Source organism: Providencia zhijiangensis, assembly GCF_030315915.2.
Classification (GTDB): domain Bacteria; phylum Pseudomonadota; class Gammaproteobacteria; order Enterobacterales; family Enterobacteriaceae; genus Providencia; species Providencia zhijiangensis.
Genome location: NZ_CP135990.1, coordinates 3,332,574 through 3,348,644 on the forward strand (window position 1 = coordinate 3,332,574; position 16,071 = coordinate 3,348,644).

Genomic DNA, 16,071 nt, shown 5'->3' on the forward strand with positions numbered 1-16,071 from the left:
AAACAAGAGAAATGAACATTACACAATGTTTTTCTCTTCACCTAATTACAAGCATATAAATTCAAACCAACAAATTTGATACAAATCGAATACATTAACTAACAATTAACGTGATGATAGTAAAAATATAATATTTACTTTGTTAAATTTTATTTATGTTAAAAACTAAAACCATAAAAATTAAATATCATAAAAATACAAAAATGTGGTCAAGCTAACATTTTAATAATATTAACAAGCCATTTATGATTATTTTTGACTAAATAGATGTCAAATTTCGTCAGTTTTATTCCATTTAATTCGATTAATACCTATTTTTACATTTACAATAAATTTGAGTTAGATAGAGCAAAGTAAAATACCAATTAGCCTGCTTAATGTACGTTTTTAATCTAGATTAATCAGCGCTATAATCGACGCCTATTTACTACGGGGCGAGCTATAATGTCTGTCATTGATCTTTGGGCAGAGCGTCATATTCAAGACGCTTTAAATAAAGGGGAGTTATCCAACCTCAATGGTGAAGGGAAGCCTTTGCAACTTGATGATGACAGCCAAGTTCCTGAAGAATTAAGGGCAGGCTATCGTATTCTTAAAAATTCTGGGTATCTACCGCCTGAACTGCAACAGAAAAAAGAAGCACTGAATTTATGTCACATGCTGCAGCAACTCTCTGCCGATGACCCCAATTATGTTGCCATCAGTAAGCAATTAGCATTACTCGAGCTAAAACTCAAACAAGCCAATATCAATACCGACTTTTTATATGGCGAATATGCCGTGACAATTTCAGAGCATTTAGAGTCTAAATAGCGAAGAATTAACGTTTAGGTAGGGATTGTAGGCGATATTCCTGAGGGGTTTTACCGTAAAACTTACGAAATGCTTGGCTAAATGCAGAGTGAGAATCATACCCCACCAAAGTGGCAATATGCTCAATAGTTTGGTGAGTTAATAATAAACTTCCCGCTGCCTCCATCCGTTTTTGCAATAAGAATTGCATGACCGTAAGCCCCGTTTCCGCTTTCACTTTACGCTGTAACGTACTGACTGACATATAAAACGCGCAGGCGATGTCTTCGCAGCTTATCGGTAAATGCAGACGTAACTCTACCCAATGAACCAGCTCATCAACCCAACGATTTTCTGGTTTTAACTGGGCTAATAACAGGCGAGCAACGGCAAAGTTTTGTTCCGGTGCTTGAGGGAAACTTTGCAACCAATTTAATAACCCCACCGCCGCTGGCGTCAGCGTGAAATGCGTCATTTTTTCATTTACTGACCACTGCGCCGTTGCAGGCATTTCCAGCACATAATTTTGATTGCCTTCTTGCCCACTGAAAGCGTGACTAACACTCGGCGGGATCACCACTCCCTGACCCGCATTTAGCAGCCAATGTTGACGATGCATATTGATCTCCATCGCCCCTGATAACGCAAAGACTACCTGCCATTGCCCATCACGTTGATGAGAAATAACCTCTTGGGAATATTGGCGATAGTGCAATTCAGGTAATAACAAGGCAAGCTCCTACTGGGTGGCATACAGTAGGAGTATACGATTTTAATCAAAAAAATGCAGCCTGACGGCTTAGGTTGATGACAAAGAGGGATAAAAGCGTGGTTTTTCCCTCTTTGTGTTATCAGGCGAAAATCAATAAATTGATTTTCCTCGTTAATTTTACAATCCAAACGAGCCATTTCCAAACCTGATGAATTTTTCTGTGGTCTGCGCCTTACGGCTTAAGCTAAGCGAGAACCATTCGGCACAGGTAGATTAAATTCAGCTAATACAATGGCACCCGTTTCATCGGGGGCACCTGTAATTAAGACTGCAGATTTGATACCCGCAATACGTTTAACTTCGAAATTACACACACATAAAACCTGTTTGCCAATTAAACTTTCAGGGGTGTAATGCACAGTAATTTGTGCACTTGAACGCTTAATTCCCAATTCCCCTAAATCTACATCCATCACATAAGCGGGCTTTTTTGCTTTACTGTTCACTTCTGCACGAATAATCGTACCAACACGCATTTCCACTTTCGTAAAGTCGTCCCACTCAATAATTTGCATATCTTTATTCCTAAATTAAACGATGGTAATAGCTTAAATTAGCATAGGATAGATAGAGGCTCTTAGCGTCAAACATTCATTTTATGTTGTGAAACAGTCATTGATTATCACCTGATAATCACAGGTAATAATCAATGGGTACAAGAGAGATAAAACGCGAGGTTACATATTTGAGAAAGTATTCATAATAATGCCGCCAGAGATAATTAATCCCATCGCGAAGACTGCGGGCACATCCGGTTTTTGTTTATATAAAATCATTGAAACTAACGTCACACCAACAATACCAAACCCACACCATAAAGAATACGCAACCCCAACAGGGATATACCCCATTGCTCGTGTTAACGCGAAATAGCACAGACAATAAGCCACAATCACTAAAATTGACGGGCCTAATTTGCTAAAACTATTGGTTTTTTTGATCATCGATGTACCCGTGATTTCTGAACCAATTGATAATGCCAACCATAAAAATCCAGTAAACATAATATTTCTCTCTTCTTATTAATGAGCAACTTTGTTGGTTGAAGACAGTGACGCATCCGAATTTTCAGCCGGTTCCGCCTCATCCGAGCCCATTTTAGAAAACAAGTTCATAATCACGATCCCAGAGGCAATAACCCCCATCCCAATCATTGCCGCCATATCGGGGTGCTGCCCATAAAACAGCATACCTAAAGTTGAAACCATCAAAATACCAGTACCCGACCAAGTCGCATACGCTAGCCCAACCGGAATATATTTCACTGCGCGAGAAAGAGAGTAATAACAGATAACATAAAGAATCACTATCAGACCTAATAATAATGATTTAGTTGTTCCTTCACTATTATCGAACATTTTCAATGTGGATGTTGCTGAGGTTTCAGAAATAATAACCGCTAGCATCCAAAGCCATGATTTTGCTTTAGAGGACATAGATAATACTCCTACATAGATAGACGTTTAAAATATTAAATTGAAATAAAATTTATTTTTTTAGAGACTTTAAATAATCCATTGCCGAATCTGTTAATTTATTTTTATTTAGGGAATATTCCTTTGGGTCATTCATTACTTCTCTCAAAGTAATATAGCGATTCTGGTTTATTTTATTTTCACTCGATATCTCATCATTTTTAATGAGCATTTTATTTTCAATATTATTAAATGTATCGAATTGAATACCTAATGAGATAGCCTTATTCATATTCTCTTTAATAAGGCGGTTATAATGTTCATTTTTATTCAAACCTAATATTTGGTTCAAATCACTGTCAGGGCAGCAATGATATTTCAATGCCATGATAGGAATATTTCGAGAGAGTGTTTGGATGATAATTTCGCTCTCTTCGCTGGTTGCCAACCCATTCACGACTTCATTCAGTACCTTGGTTCCTATAAAAGGGAGAAAAACCCCGTGAAATCCTGCAAGTTTTCCCATATTAAAGGTATGAATATCAAAACATTGCCCAATTTCTTTCCATTGATTTATCGTCGATTGCGTTAGCATCTCCTTGGTGGCATAGAAAGAAAAAGACATTGAAGGTAACTGCAATAAACGCTGATAAACCGCCTGTTGATAGTCTTGGCTTGGGGACAATAACACCAAGACTCGCCGTTTCAGCTGTTGCAGTACCTGTAACACTATCTGCTCAATCATTTTTTCGTTCATATTGCCACCGTTCATTTAGGACTTAACTGACAACAAACACGCTGTCACTGTTACGTAACCCTGCCGCATTCGCTTCATCTGTATCAATATGAAACTCCAGAGAAAACCTTGCATCCACTCGAACAACGACCTCATCAAATACGAGACTACGTTCACCTTCCGTGCGAACACATACTCGCTGTCCATTGGAGACATTTAGCGACCTAGCATCCATGAAATTCATGTGAATATGGCGCTGAGCGCAAATGACTTGTTCACAAAGATTAACGTGCCCTGCGGGGCCAATTAACAACGCACTCCCCGATTGATTTAAATCTCCAGATTCACGTACTGGCGCTTTAATACCTAATGCAAAACAATCTGCTTTCGAGACTTCCAGCTGAGTTGTTGGTCTTGTGGGTCCTAACACTCGCACTTTACTGATCGACCCTTTAGGCCCAACCACCATCACACACTCTTTTGCCGCAAATTGACCTGGTTGCTTCAAATCTTTAAATGGCGTCAGTTGATAACCTTCACCAAAAAGCGCGGTAACATCTTCTTGTGAAAGATGGACATGACGGTTCGAAACGCCCACAGGGATAGCAATGGGGCTATCAATCATTGAGGCTGGGTTTGACATAGCTAAGCGAGACAGAATTTTTCCCATCAGCTGCTGGTTTATCATGATTTTTTCCCTTTACGCACATCAGCTTTTGGCTCCACAGCGGCAATCTCGACATCCATCGCCACGGGCGCCTCAACGACCGGTTTTTCAACACCGTTTTCTTCTTCGCTCGCGTTATGCTTAGTGGATAGCAGCTGGGTGATCACTCGCTCTTCTGGGCGGGCAATGACTAATGTGCCTTTTAATAGGTCTTGATGGCTGATAACCGATGCACCATGGTCAACGGCGGTTCTTACTGCACTAATTTCCCCTTGAAAACAAACAGAAACTAAGCCAGAACCGATTTTACGGTAGCCAACAATCTCGACACTCGCCGCTTTGCATGCAGCATCCGCAGCTTGTATTGCTGATGTCAGCCCGTAAGTCTCAATGACGCCTAAACTTTTCATTTTTCTCTCCTACTTAGTGACGAACCAGTCGAATATCGAAATCGAATTTTTTAAAGAAAGCCTCTAATTGATCTAACTCTTCCGCGCTGTAGGTTGGGTCTTTCTTGATGGGATAAATCATGTCGAGCTTGTCGTATTTTCCGCGACCAAGCTGGTGATAAGGCAGAATATCAATTCGACTTAAATTGCCGCGTTTCGACAATTCCATGGCGTATTCAATTGCGCCTGTTATTGCATCAAAAGAATCGTTATATCCGCGAACTAAAGGCATACGCATCACCACATTTGCCCCTAACTCCATTAATCTTTCGAGGTTGCGACGCACATTTTCATTACCAATACCAAACAGATTTTTGTGCTCAATAGTATCGATATGCTTAACATCAAACAGGAATAGGTCGACAACTTCGGCTAACTTTTCATAATTCGCTAATGATGTCGTACCTTGCGTTTCAACCGCTGTATTGATCATCATTTTTTTGCATTCACGCAAAAGCTCAACGGCAAAATCTGTCTGTAAACTCATTTCACCGCCACCAATCGTGACACCTCCGCCAGAGGAAATATAAAAATCGTAGTCCTGCATGATGATCTCCATCATTTCAGAGACCGTGACATCTTTCCCCATAATGTCTAGCGCATCAGAAATGCACACTTCCTCACATTTACGGCAACCGATGCAGTCAATACTACGATTCACGCGGTGGACGGCTTCCCCTTGTTCATTGGTAGTCATGTAATGGATCCCCGCAGGGCAAACATCTACACACTTCCCACACCCAACGCATTTATCGTGGGAAAACATCACTTGGAACTGGCTACTTAGCCCTTCAGGGTTAGCGCACCAAGGGCAACGAATATTGCATCCTTTAAGAAAAATCAGGGTTCGAATGCCATCACCGTCATAAATTGAGTACTTCTGGATATTAAATATCCGCCCTCTGATTTCTGCCGCTGTGTTCATCATTGCATCTCCAAAACAGTTTCAAACTTATTGTTTTTATTATGAATGGTGGGAATAGCCGCCTATCCCCACCCAGATTTGGTTTAGAATTTCTCAATCACCGTACGGCTAATGATTTCGTCCTGAACCTCTTTACATAACTCAACGAAGTAAGCACTGTAGCCAGCAACACGAACGATTAAGTCACGATATTTCTCAGGCTCTTGCTGTGCTTTTTTCAGCATTTCGTTATCAACGTAGCTGAACTGCATTTGACCGTTACCCAAAATGGATGCCGTTCTTAACAACGTGATTAACCCATTGCGACCTTCTGGTGTATCTAATAAGCCTTTTAAGAACTTAAAGTTATGCACCATACCGATGTTCATCGTTTCCACGTTCATCTTACTGATGGATTTAATAATTGCCGTTGGGCCCTGTTTATCCGCCCCTTGAGTTGGGCTAATCCCATCTGACAGTGGCATCCACGCTAAACGACCATTCGCAGTCGCGGCAGTTAGCTCGCCAATCGGTGTGTTGTTAGAAATGGATAATGTGCCGTGACTCAATGTGGAATACAGCATGTCGTATTTGCGGCACTCGCGTTCAGTCCATTCAGTAATGTCTAAAGCATATTGGTCGACATAGTTGTCATCATTACCGAACTTAGGTGCATTCAGGCAATCACGACGTAACTCTTCATAACCTTCAAAGTTGGCAAGCAGACCATCACGCACTTGCTCTAAGGTATAGCGGCCCTCTTCATAAACCACTTTGCGAATAGCCGCCATTGAGTCAACGTAAGTTGCTAGACCAGAGAAAATCAGCCCCGGGCCGTGGTTAATCATTGCACCACCCGCCGCAACATCTTTCCCTTTCTCCATACAGCCTTCCACCAGTAAAGACATCAATGGTTTTGGCGCGACATCACGGTGAACACGCTGGCTGATGACCGTACCAATCGCAGACAGACGAACAATATGGGCAATTTGCGCTTTTACGGCATTGTCGAAATCTTCGAACGTTTTCAGGCTACGCAGATCCCCGGTATCTAAACCTTGGTGACTATCGAACAGCACCATCCGACCACGGTTCAAAACAAACTCAATGGCGATTGGCCACTGGGTGTAACCCGTTGATGTCCACTGATAAATTCGACCTGATTTTTGTGGTTCCACGCAACCCATTAAGCAATAGTCGCGAGCATCTTCGAAATCAAAGCCTTTACGCAGCATCATTTTGATATGGGAATCATCAAAGTGGCAGGCAGGGAAGCCCATACCGGCTTTCACCACATCCACGATTTTTTCCATATATTTTTGCGGAGATTGGTTGTGAATACGGCATGCTAATGATGGCTGGTAAACTTTCACGAAACGGACTGCATCCATAATTAAGTACGTTAAATCGTTACATGCATCACCACCAGAGCGTTTTTGACCACCCACAGTTAAGTTGATAAATGGCTGATACCCAGCGAAATATTTAGCGCCCAGCTCACTCGACATCCACATTAATTCCGCACATTTGATGATAAACGCCTGCATCATTTCCAATGCTTGGTCTTGGGTTAAACGACCCGATTGAATATCGCTTTCATACATTGGGAAACAGTATTGGTCTAAACGGCCTAATGACAATCCTGTTTGGTTTTCTTCAATTTCAAACAAGGATTCCACAGTCCAAATACTTTGCAGCGCTTCTTGCAATGTTTTTGGTGGATTCGCCGGTACATTTTCGTTCACTTGAGCAATTGTCAGTAACTCTTCACGACGTTTCTGATCTGTCTCTTGAGAAGCCAGTTCACGAGCATGTTCAGCGATACGATGCGCATAAGCCACCACACCTTCACAGGTTTCAATCGAGGCTTTATAGAAATAGATGCGGTCGATGTCCTCTGGATTTTGCATGCTTAACTCAGCCAGTCTTGCCTGAGCATCTGCTTTAATGCCATTCATGCCCTTGGTGAAAAGCAATACGTCATAACCAGGGCAAGTATCGCCACCGCCATTGATTTGGTGATAAGACAAGTCACTCACAAAAGTTTCGCCGCTGAATTCCCAAACCCCAGCTTCACGATATTGCGCTTCACAAATTTCATCCAGAGAACGACCTTCCCAGAATGGCGCAATTTCTTCACGAATCACTTTTTTATCTTCTTCGGAGATCACAAATGGGTCTTGTGGGCGAGTGCTCATTGTATCGAGTTCATCCACTACCCAGCGCCATGCGATATCAGGTGAAAATGCACCTGCGCGCGCTTTACCACATGGGTGACCGACAATCAGCTCTTCAGGCTGGATCAAGATAGGTGCGGTTTCACATGCACGACGGAACGCTTTTGCACGTAATAAAATCGGCGGTAAACCTGGGTTATTTTTCACTACTTCCGTAAAGGCTAACGCGCGATAGATAGACACGCTTGGACGCGCTTCTAGATAACGGTTACGCAAACGCTGTAAGCGCGGCGTTAACCCTTCCATCACTTTGAATTCATTATCTTGTTGAGCCGTTGGTGCTACATAACTCGCTGAAGCCGCAGAATATTGAGGCTGCGTGCTTGCTTGACCGCAATATAAACGGACTTTTAATCCAGCATTAATTGCGCTGATATTTTCATGAGCAGAAAGCATCATCGCGGAAAGTTCGTTAATGCAAACTTGCGGATCATTAAGATAAACGCCGCCTTTCAGTGCATCAAACATTGGATAACCATCAATGGCGCGTGTTGCACGGACTTCTGACAGCTCAGCCAGTTTTAACCATAAGCTTTCAACAATCTCGTAAGCCTGTTGTTGAGTTAATCGACCTTGCTCAATGTCACGCTGATAGAATGGATAAACGGCTTTGTCGAAACCCATTGGGTTCACGGCATAGCTGCCATTTTCTAAATGCAAAATCAATTGTAATAGGTAGAACGCTTGGCAAGCTTCTTTAAAGGTTTGTGCTGGTTTTGCAGGTACTTGGCGTAATACTTCCGCGCTTTCTTGTAATTCAGCACGACGATATGGGTTAGCTTCTGTGGCCGCAAGATTTTCTGCTCGTACAGCTAAAGCGTTTGCAAAATGGATGGCTGCATCACAGGCATAAATTGCTGCACGACAGTTATTTGCCTCATCAATACTATTACGGCTAACGGCACTACCAATATTTCTAACGCGATTTTCTAGCTGGTTTTTGATTTCCGCAAATCCGACATTTAGTACCACTAAATAATCCGGTGCGGCGATTGTGCTATCACCCGCTAAAAACTCATAAATACTCTGGCTGTGTACTTCATCTTCTGTATGGAAAATTGCACCGCGAGGTGTTGAAGATTGGCTACCAATAATCAATTCATCTTGTGCAATAAAAGCAGGGAAATTACGAATAAACTCATAAAAACGCTGAGCGGGTTTAATCGCTTGAGGCGCCCCTGTTAATTGATTTCTGACAGTTTCAAGAATGTTGGCACGTTCGGTAATGATTGAGCAATTGCGAGCACTTAAACGTTCAGCCAGTGTTTTTACACGTGGGGTCAAAGCATATTTGGCCATGTTAGCCTCTCCTGATGTTCTTTCTAGTTCGTTATTCATCACATAAAAAGCGTTAACTATTAAAAAGACTGTCTGTACAGTGCTTCTAGCTGCTTTTCATTTACGTCCCGTGGATTAGTCGGAGTGCAACTATCGCGCAACGCCTGTCCAACCATTTCCCCTAAACGGGCATTAAAATCAGTTTCATTGACGCCTGTAGCGTGAATGCCTTTCGGCATATTCATTTCATCTTTCAGTACGTTGATTGCCATAATTAAGCTCTCAACGCCTTCGCGTATATTTGAAGCCGGTAAATTAAGTTTTCTGGCTAAATCGGCATAACGCTTCGCCGCGTTGGTTTCACAGCACCCTTCCAGGCCCGCGTTAAACGCCACCACTTGAGCCATCAATAGCGCATTCGCGCGACCATGTGGAATATGGAACACGCCGCCAAGTGCGTGCGCTAAGCTATGGGTGATCCCAAGGGATGCGTTGGTAAATGCCATTCCTGCAATACACGATGCGTTATGCATTTTTTCACGAGCCACTAAGTTACTGCCGTCGCGATAGCAATCTATTAAGTGAGCAAAAACTAACTGAACGGCTTTCTCGGCAAGCGCATCTGAAAAGTCAGATGCACTGCGTGAAACATAAGCTTCTAGGGCATGGCATAGCACATCCATTCCCGTATCTGCCGTGATAGCGGCAGGGACTGACTTCACTAAAACAGGGTCTAAAATCGCCACATCGGGCAACATAAATTCATCAACCAATACCAACTTCTCGGAATTAGACTTAATCACCGAAAAAGATGTAACCTCAGAGCCTGTTCCGCTGGTGGTCGGAATAGCCACAAAATGAGGTTTGGCTCTATGGCTGTCTTGGCGGGTATGCCATAGGGAGTAAATAACCGCTTTTGCCGCATCAATCACCGAACCACCGCCCAGTGCAATCACTAAATCTGGATATTGGCTATCCATGATTTTCATGCCTTTTACGATGGACGAGATTTCTGGATCCGGTACTACATCGTCATACAGAGAAAATGAAATTCCCTGTTGAGATAATCGGTGAATCACCTCGTCGGCTAACCCAAATTTCACCATCGCTTTATCGGTTACGATAAACGCGTGCTGGGCGTTAATCTGAGATAAATAATCCAAAGCATTCGCACCGAATTGCACCCTTGGTTTCATCAAAAACTGGTTCATGCGTTATTTACTCCCTACCGTCTCGATACACTTTTTCAACAATGGCAACCACGGACATCGCTTTGTATTTGTCCTTATTCAATGCGAAGTACTCTTCCGCCAGAACAAGGTCATTAATACCTGCACCTACGCTGTCCACCGCAACATACGTTTTGTCCTTCAACGGTTTGAGATCATCACCAAGCGCCGTGATCATCAGTAAATTACTGCCACTAAGCTCTTGGCATTTCTGCGTTGCGACAACATGTCCAATTACCTTTGCCAAAATCATGATTTACCCGCCTTATCTCAATAAATTACTTATTTAGGCGTCCGAGAACGGCCTTAATAATCTGCTCGACATTCTCTTCCGTGATCTCCCCATGAGTGGCGACCGCTTCAGCAACATCGGCAACGTCAACATGACTCACTGCATTAGCAAATCGGTTATCCGCAGCGCTATTACTTTGAGCTTTTACTGGTTGAGCCTGACGAAAACGGTCATCATCGAGAATACTGACAGACGCTTGATTTCCATGCCCAGTCGATGCGATTGGTGATGTTGAGTAAGCCGGAGCACTCACTGGTGCGGGTTGTCTCAAATCATCAATGGAACGAACGCCATAACCGACTTTACGGATATTGAGCAAGTTCATCGGACCGACGTTGTCAGAACTAGAACCACCTCCAATCGCTCCACATCCTAATGTCAGTGCTGGCGTAATATTGGTGGTTGCACCAATTCCACCTAGTGCGGCTGGCGTATTAATCAAAATACGGTTAACCGGTTTTTCGAGAGAAAATTGGCGAATAACATCTTCATTTTGAGTGTGGATCACCAAAGTGTGCCCTAAGCCTTCATTAGTCAGTAAATCAACAACGCGGTGACATGCAGAACGCCAATCTTCCTCAACATACATACCTAAGATTGGGCACAGTTTTTCCCGTGAATACGGGTTTTTCGGTGAGACAGTATCTTGTAACGCAATTAACACTCGAGTGTTAGCTGGAACACTAAAGCCCGCACGTTGGCTCAACGTAATCGCGTCTTTTCCTACAACTTCAGGGTTAATCGTGCCATTCGCTCTCAGTAGCATGGAAGCCATGCGTTTCGCTTCATCTTCATTCATGAAGTAAGCGCCTTGAGCTAATAATTCGCGGTGAACGTCGTTGTAAATGCAGCGTTCAACAATGATGGATTGTTCAGATGCGCAAATCACACCGTTATCAAACGTTTTGCTGGTAATGATGTCACTGACGGCTTTTTTGATATCTGCACTACGTTCAATGAAAGCAGGACCGTTACCAGGGCCACCACTGATTGTTGGTGTGCCAGAGGCATAAGCGGCGCGTACCATGCCTTCCCCACCCGTTGCCAGAATGAGAGAAACATCTTTGCTGTGCATTAATTCTTTTGTCGCTTCCAGCGTTAGCATAGTCACACCATCGACGATACCTGCTGGCGCACCCGCTTCAAGTGCCGCTTTTTTTACGATCTCAAGCGTTCTAAAACTACATGCTTTCGCGTTTGGATGGGGGGAAAAGACGATTGCGTTACCGGCTTTCAAGGCAATCAATGTTTTATAGATAATGGTTGAGGTTGGGTTAGTCGAAGGCACCAGTGCCGTGATAACCCCTAACGGAACACCCACATCCATAACTTTATTGATTTTGTCATCATTAATGATGCCAACTGTTTTCAGATCTTTAATATGTTCATACACACGAACTGAAGCGAACGTATTTTTCAGGACCTTGTCTTGCCACTTCCCAAAACCCGTCTCTTCATTCGCCATTTTTGCTAACTCTTCTGCATGACGAGCAGATTCTGTCGCAATGTGTTTAACAATACTGTCGATTTTCTCCTGCGAAAAAGTCGCAAAGATTTTTTGTGCTTGTTTCGCATTTCTAACCAGCTCTCTAGCCAGTTGTCTGGATTGCAGATCTTTATCTAATGCAACCATGTCTTCCCCCGTACCGGAGTCAAAAGATTAAACTTACTAATTTGTTGTTTTATCTAATACTTCTAATGATTAAGCTTTATGCTGCTGCGCGATTTTGCCGATATCATTGTGTGGTCTTGCTATCACACGAGAAGTCACCACGGTACCAACACGCTTGGCAGCTTCGACACCGGATTCAACCGCCGCATTAACAGCACCCACATCGCCTTTTACCATGGCGGTGACGAGTCCAGAGCCCACATTTTCATAGCCGATTAGCTCGACGTTAGCGGCTTTACACATTGCATCAGCAGCTTCGATACACGCCACTAAACCTTTGGTTTCAATTAAGCCAAGAGCTTCTTTCATAAGTAAATTTCCTATTTATTCTGCGACTTTATACTGAGAGACAATTTTCTGGATGTCGCTGTGTGGACGAGCGATAACCAGAGAGGTCACGACGGTGCCAATGCGAGATGCAGATTCAACACCAGAATCTACTGCCGCTTTTACTGCGCCAACATCCCCTTTCACCATGGCGGTGACTAACCCAGAACCCACATTTTCATAGCCAATCAGCACCACGTTAGCAGCTTTACACATCGCATCAGCTGCTTCGATACAAGCAACGAGCCCTTGTGTTTCAATAAGACCTAATGCATCACCCATATTTCCCCCGAAAACGCTATGCTTTATGTTTAATCACGATTTTGTTGATATCGTTATGTGGACGGGCGATGACTAACGATGTCACCACTTCACCAACACGCTGTGCAGATTCAACACCAGAATCTACTGCCGCTTTTACTGCGCCAACATCACCTTTCACCATGGCAGTCACGAGACCAGAACCCACGTTTTCATAGCCAATTAGCTCGACGTTAGCGGCTTTGCACATTGCATCAGCTGCTTCAATACAAGCCACCAAACCTTTTGTTTCAATAAGTCCTAATGCATCACCCATTGTTGTTTCCTCCAAGGAAGCCGTTACGTTTTTCTCTACCCGCAGCACCTAAGAGCCATGTTCCAGAACGTTAATGCCTCTTAACTGTGAGTAAACATTTATGCCAATTGAGTCTGCGTGGTGATTAATTGAACGCAGCTTTTGGCTTCAAAATCACTATAATCCCCAAAAAATAAAACAAAATATAAATCCATAAAGAGTGGATAATTAGAATAAAAACCCAGAATTTATAATTAACAGGCAGTCAATTCACATATCTATACTGATAAATTGAAAAATTCACGTATCTATCTGGTGGAAAAAAAAACCATAAATGCGGATAACCGGTTTATTGGAGGAATGGTTAACAAGATGTGATTGGGCTGATGCAAGAAGGTAATTTGGTCAATAATAAGTGTGGCTTGCCTCACGCCCGAACCATAAGCTAATGAGAGATGGGAAGGTAACAATATAAGCAGAAAGGGAATTGCTGTGTTTTACGAGGCACGCCGCGCCATAGCACTGATTGCCAGGCAGTAAAAATCTTATCAACTTGCTAGTTAACGTTGCCCAGTAAACCAATAGGAATGAATGTGTGGATAGGCCCCAAGCTGTATGGACTATCAATCAAGTCCACGCGCTTATTTAGGCGTACAGATAAACAAAGGGGAATTAATTGAACTCAAGAGTAGCGCTTTATCATTGAGTTTTTGGGCATTGATAAATAAGCCGTCATGGCTATCTGACATTTCCCGCATAAAATAATCAAAAATCACATTAGGGGATTCATCAATTGAGGAAGCACTGGCTTCCCAGTGGCTAATATTATAGTGTTGTTCCGTTGGCGAAATACGTTTGCTGGTGTATTTGAATTTGACATATCGCTGTAAATAAAGCCATCCGGCGCTAGAGGTGGTATATCCTTCGACAACAATAGAGCCTTCGCCGTTCGTCCCAAAATTAAAGTGAATATTACCGTTAACGTTTTCATCCTTCATATTCTCAAAACGCATAATCCCCTTGGTTGAACACGCCATTTGACCGGAATTTTTATTGGCCAATACAACTGACTGTGTATAAATCACAACACACGCAAAGATCAGCGCACTCACGAGACATAATAGCTTTCCCGATATTTTCATTGTGGCTTCCAAGAATAATAAAAATAATTATCACAATAACTGAATGGATTGGATTCATTGGCTGCGCAATGGGCGAGAAAGACGCGCCCTAAGCCATTCTTCTGCAATTTATCCCCATAAAAGAAGACAAAACGCTCTTTATCATTACACGCCAAATTTAAGTTTTTCCTAACTTTATCAAAGTTTTGGACATAGTTATCAGCCACAAAAGCGTTAATCATTTTTTCATTAGATAACACATCGCAGCTGGTATGTTCTAGCGTTGGCAAAACCATTGGCGCGGAGGGCTGAGATGAAAAATAGCTCATCGCTGCCAATAAAATGGAGCTACATAAAAAAGCCGCACTTGCGAGATACCAGCAAATTTCACGTTTCTGTTTTGGTAATGAATACGGTAATTTTTCAGAGGGGGATTCGGCAGGTTTAGTCTCTAAGGAAGAAGCCAGAACCACTTCGGCTTTTTGTATTTCATTCAGGCTGTTTAATAAGTGTGTGGTATTGAGCGTCTCTTCATCGAGTAATTCCAATAAAATCTCAGAATTAAACTCTAAGCGCCCACGAGCAACGGTGACAATAATGTTTTCAATACCGTATTGTCGAAATGTTTTCCTTAGCAGGCTGAGATACTGGTTTAAATTACTGTTTGATGAAACCAGACCATTATCATCCCAAACCGCCTTAAGCACTTCATCACGAGAAACTACGCCTTTTTTTTGAATTAAATAGAATAATAATGCATTAGCCGTAATAGACAGCTGAGTATCCACCTCATCTTTTTTTAAAGATAAAGTGCCATCAACGGCATCATAAATAATGAAGGCATTGATTTTATATTTCATTATCGCCTCATTGTATGTTTAGACGTATTTTCCCTTGGGAAAACTAACCCATCTCTTCAAACGAAATTTGTGTTAACCGCTGAATGATGGCATTACGTTCTTGGCTCGATAATGTAGGGCCTTCCGTTAACGCAGATAACCACAGTCCATCGGCGGCATAGCGCACTAAAGCCCCCAAATAGCCATTATCAAATGCATCACCTTGAGCGAGATGCCCTAACATCCAATCACGCCAGCATTTACGTAACACAGGCTCTGTGGGCATAGCCAATGATAAAAGTGCGAGCTGAAAACTTTCATCGGAGTCTTTAAGCTCGCCAACGTAGTGCAAATAGGCACGAGAAAATCGCCCATAAGGATCGGAATCATTCGCCATAATGGCGGCAATACGCACATCCATGATGTCTAATAGCTGGATAAACAATGCGTGAATAAGTTCTTGTTTACTGGGGAAATGGTGCATTAATCCCCCTTTGCTCACACCCGCTTCTCTGGCGACAGCATTCAGCGAAAGCGCCGCAATGCCTTCTCGACCAGCGATTATCCTAGCTGCCTTTAGCAACTCTTCTTGTCGTTTGATTGGATCTTTTTTTCTTGGATGCACGAGTGTGTTCATGGGAATGAATAATACCGACCAGTCGGTATGTTCTATTTTGACTCGTATCAATGAAGAGAATATTGAGAGGAATTAAATACGAATAGTGTAATTGACGTCACAGTATTCTTTTTTAGCCACCCTAAATCACAAAGTTAATTTGAAAATA

General features: G+C 42.6%; 19 protein-coding genes. 1 reads left to right on the forward strand and 18 read right to left on the reverse strand.

Annotation, left to right across the window (positions count from 1 at the left end):
- The first annotated feature begins 444 nt into the window (after positions 1–444).
- A complete protein-coding gene (locus tag QS795_RS15205; protein WP_154603161.1) occupies positions 445–813 on the forward strand; it encodes a DnaJ family domain-containing protein in 369 nt (122 codons plus the stop codon).
- 7 nt (positions 814–820) lie between these two features.
- Here the strand turns inward: QS795_RS15205 and QS795_RS15210 are convergent, their stop codons facing one another.
- The 18 genes from QS795_RS15210 to QS795_RS15295 form a co-directional block, all read right to left on the reverse strand.
- Complete coding sequence (locus QS795_RS15210) at positions 821–1,522, reverse strand: helix-turn-helix transcriptional regulator (RefSeq protein ID WP_286269616.1); 702 nt, start codon at positions 1,520–1,522, stop codon at positions 821–823.
- Positions 1,523–1,743: 221 nt separating this feature from the next.
- Positions 1,744–2,079, reverse strand: a complete 336-nt coding sequence (locus QS795_RS15215; protein ID WP_286269615.1) for a tRNA-binding protein — start codon at positions 2,077–2,079, stop codon at positions 1,744–1,746.
- Positions 2,080–2,241: 162 nt separating this feature from the next.
- Positions 2,242–2,568 (reverse strand): DMT family transporter, encoded by a 327-nt coding sequence (locus QS795_RS15220; protein ID WP_036949254.1) that lies wholly within the window; start codon positions 2,566–2,568, stop codon positions 2,242–2,244.
- An 18-nt stretch (positions 2,569–2,586) separates the two neighbouring features.
- Positions 2,587–3,000, reverse strand: a complete 414-nt coding sequence (locus QS795_RS15225) for a DMT family transporter (RefSeq protein ID WP_036949253.1) — start codon at positions 2,998–3,000, stop codon at positions 2,587–2,589.
- Between the two features lie 52 nt (positions 3,001–3,052).
- Positions 3,053–3,736, reverse strand: a complete 684-nt coding sequence (locus QS795_RS15230; RefSeq protein ID WP_181477610.1) for a hypothetical protein — start codon at positions 3,734–3,736, stop codon at positions 3,053–3,055.
- Positions 3,737–3,758: 22 nt separating this feature from the next.
- A complete protein-coding gene (locus QS795_RS15235; RefSeq protein WP_286269612.1) occupies positions 3,759–4,403 on the reverse strand; it encodes a phosphate propanoyltransferase in 645 nt (214 codons plus the stop codon).
- Positions 4,400–4,792 carry a BMC domain-containing protein gene (locus QS795_RS15240; protein WP_154603166.1) on the reverse strand — a complete coding sequence of 131 codons (393 nt, stop codon included), beginning with the start codon at positions 4,790–4,792 and terminating at the stop codon, positions 4,400–4,402. The genes QS795_RS15235 and QS795_RS15240 overlap by 4 nt, the downstream gene beginning before the upstream one ends.
- 13 nt (positions 4,793–4,805) lie before the next feature.
- Positions 4,806–5,756 carry a choline TMA-lyase-activating enzyme gene (cutD, locus tag QS795_RS15245; RefSeq protein ID WP_286269875.1) on the reverse strand — a complete coding sequence of 317 codons (951 nt, stop codon included), beginning with the start codon at positions 5,754–5,756 and terminating at the stop codon, positions 4,806–4,808.
- 83 nt (positions 5,757–5,839) lie between these two features.
- Positions 5,840–9,271, reverse strand: coding sequence for a choline trimethylamine-lyase (gene cutC, locus QS795_RS15250; RefSeq protein ID WP_181477611.1), 3,432 nt, complete (start codon positions 9,269–9,271; stop codon positions 5,840–5,842).
- A 59-nt stretch (positions 9,272–9,330) separates the two neighbouring features.
- Positions 9,331–10,461, reverse strand: a complete 1,131-nt coding sequence (locus QS795_RS15255) for a 1-propanol dehydrogenase PduQ (RefSeq protein WP_286269609.1) — start codon at positions 10,459–10,461, stop codon at positions 9,331–9,333.
- Between the two features lie 7 nt (positions 10,462–10,468).
- Positions 10,469–10,732 (reverse strand): EutN/CcmL family microcompartment protein, encoded by a 264-nt coding sequence (locus tag QS795_RS15260; protein WP_036949246.1) that lies wholly within the window; start codon positions 10,730–10,732, stop codon positions 10,469–10,471.
- A 25-nt stretch (positions 10,733–10,757) separates the two neighbouring features.
- Positions 10,758–12,404: an acetaldehyde dehydrogenase (acetylating) gene (locus QS795_RS15265; RefSeq protein WP_154603169.1), complete on the reverse strand. Its 1,647-nt coding sequence runs from the start codon at positions 12,402–12,404 to the stop codon at positions 10,758–10,760.
- 69 nt (positions 12,405–12,473) lie between these two features.
- Positions 12,474–12,752 carry a BMC domain-containing protein gene (locus tag QS795_RS15270; RefSeq protein WP_006658501.1) on the reverse strand — a complete coding sequence of 93 codons (279 nt, stop codon included), beginning with the start codon at positions 12,750–12,752 and terminating at the stop codon, positions 12,474–12,476.
- Positions 12,753–12,767: 15 nt separating this feature from the next.
- Positions 12,768–13,052, reverse strand: a complete 285-nt coding sequence (locus QS795_RS15275; RefSeq protein WP_006658500.1) for a BMC domain-containing protein — start codon at positions 13,050–13,052, stop codon at positions 12,768–12,770.
- Between the two features lie 16 nt (positions 13,053–13,068).
- Positions 13,069–13,347: a BMC domain-containing protein gene (locus tag QS795_RS15280; protein ID WP_004249182.1), complete on the reverse strand. Its 279-nt coding sequence runs from the start codon at positions 13,345–13,347 to the stop codon at positions 13,069–13,071.
- 620 nt (positions 13,348–13,967) lie between these two features.
- Positions 13,968–14,468 (reverse strand): FidL-like protein, encoded by a 501-nt coding sequence (locus QS795_RS15285; RefSeq protein WP_154603170.1) that lies wholly within the window; start codon positions 14,466–14,468, stop codon positions 13,968–13,970.
- Positions 14,465–15,307 carry a transcriptional regulator gene (locus QS795_RS15290; RefSeq protein ID WP_154603171.1) on the reverse strand — a complete coding sequence of 281 codons (843 nt, stop codon included), beginning with the start codon at positions 15,305–15,307 and terminating at the stop codon, positions 14,465–14,467. Before QS795_RS15290 ends, QS795_RS15285 begins: the two co-directional genes overlap by 4 nt.
- 43 nt (positions 15,308–15,350) lie before the next feature.
- Entirely contained in the window at positions 15,351–15,923 is a 573-nt protein-coding gene (locus QS795_RS15295) for a TetR/AcrR family transcriptional regulator (RefSeq protein WP_154603172.1), read from the reverse strand.
- Positions 15,924–16,071: the final 148 nt, after the last annotated feature.

What these genes read in the sequence shown, in the direction of transcription:
- QS795_RS15260 (WP_036949246.1), bottom strand. Translation starts at nt 10,732, where the DNA reads ATGATTTTGGCAAAGGTAATTGGACATGTTGTCGCAACGCAGAAATGC.
- QS795_RS15285 (WP_154603170.1), bottom strand. Translation starts at nt 14,468, where the DNA reads ATGAAAATATCGGGAAAGCTATTATGTCTCGTGAGTGCGCTGATCTTT.
- QS795_RS15265 (WP_154603169.1), bottom strand. Translation starts at nt 12,404, where the DNA reads ATGGTTGCATTAGATAAAGATCTGCAATCCAGACAACTGGCTAGAGAG.
- QS795_RS15205 (WP_154603161.1), top strand. Translation starts at nt 445, where the DNA reads ATGTCTGTCATTGATCTTTGGGCAGAGCGTCATATTCAAGACGCTTTA.
- cutD (WP_286269875.1), bottom strand. Translation starts at nt 5,756, where the DNA reads ATGAACACAGCGGCAGAAATCAGAGGGCGGATATTTAATATCCAGAAG.
- QS795_RS15230 (WP_181477610.1), bottom strand. Translation starts at nt 3,736, where the DNA reads ATGAACGAAAAAATGATTGAGCAGATAGTGTTACAGGTACTGCAACAG.
- QS795_RS15290 (WP_154603171.1), bottom strand. Translation starts at nt 15,307, where the DNA reads ATGAAATATAAAATCAATGCCTTCATTATTTATGATGCCGTTGATGGC.
- QS795_RS15255 (WP_286269609.1), bottom strand. Translation starts at nt 10,461, where the DNA reads ATGAACCAGTTTTTGATGAAACCAAGGGTGCAATTCGGTGCGAATGCT.
- QS795_RS15215 (WP_286269615.1), bottom strand. Translation starts at nt 2,079, where the DNA reads ATGCAAATTATTGAGTGGGACGACTTTACGAAAGTGGAAATGCGTGTT.
- QS795_RS15295 (WP_154603172.1), bottom strand. Translation starts at nt 15,923, where the DNA reads ATGAACACACTCGTGCATCCAAGAAAAAAAGATCCAATCAAACGACAA.
- cutC (WP_181477611.1), bottom strand. Translation starts at nt 9,271, where the DNA reads ATGGCCAAATATGCTTTGACCCCACGTGTAAAAACACTGGCTGAACGT.
- QS795_RS15240 (WP_154603166.1), bottom strand. Translation starts at nt 4,792, where the DNA reads ATGAAAAGTTTAGGCGTCATTGAGACTTACGGGCTGACATCAGCAATA.
- QS795_RS15280 (WP_004249182.1), bottom strand. Translation starts at nt 13,347, where the DNA reads ATGGGTGATGCATTAGGACTTATTGAAACAAAAGGTTTGGTGGCTTGT.
- QS795_RS15220 (WP_036949254.1), bottom strand. Translation starts at nt 2,568, where the DNA reads ATGTTTACTGGATTTTTATGGTTGGCATTATCAATTGGTTCAGAAATC.
- QS795_RS15270 (WP_006658501.1), bottom strand. Translation starts at nt 12,752, where the DNA reads ATGAAAGAAGCTCTTGGCTTAATTGAAACCAAAGGTTTAGTGGCGTGT.
- QS795_RS15235 (WP_286269612.1), bottom strand. Translation starts at nt 4,403, where the DNA reads ATGATAAACCAGCAGCTGATGGGAAAAATTCTGTCTCGCTTAGCTATG.
- QS795_RS15275 (WP_006658500.1), bottom strand. Translation starts at nt 13,052, where the DNA reads ATGGGTGATGCATTAGGTCTTATTGAAACACAAGGGCTCGTTGCTTGT.
- QS795_RS15225 (WP_036949253.1), bottom strand. Translation starts at nt 3,000, where the DNA reads ATGTCCTCTAAAGCAAAATCATGGCTTTGGATGCTAGCGGTTATTATT.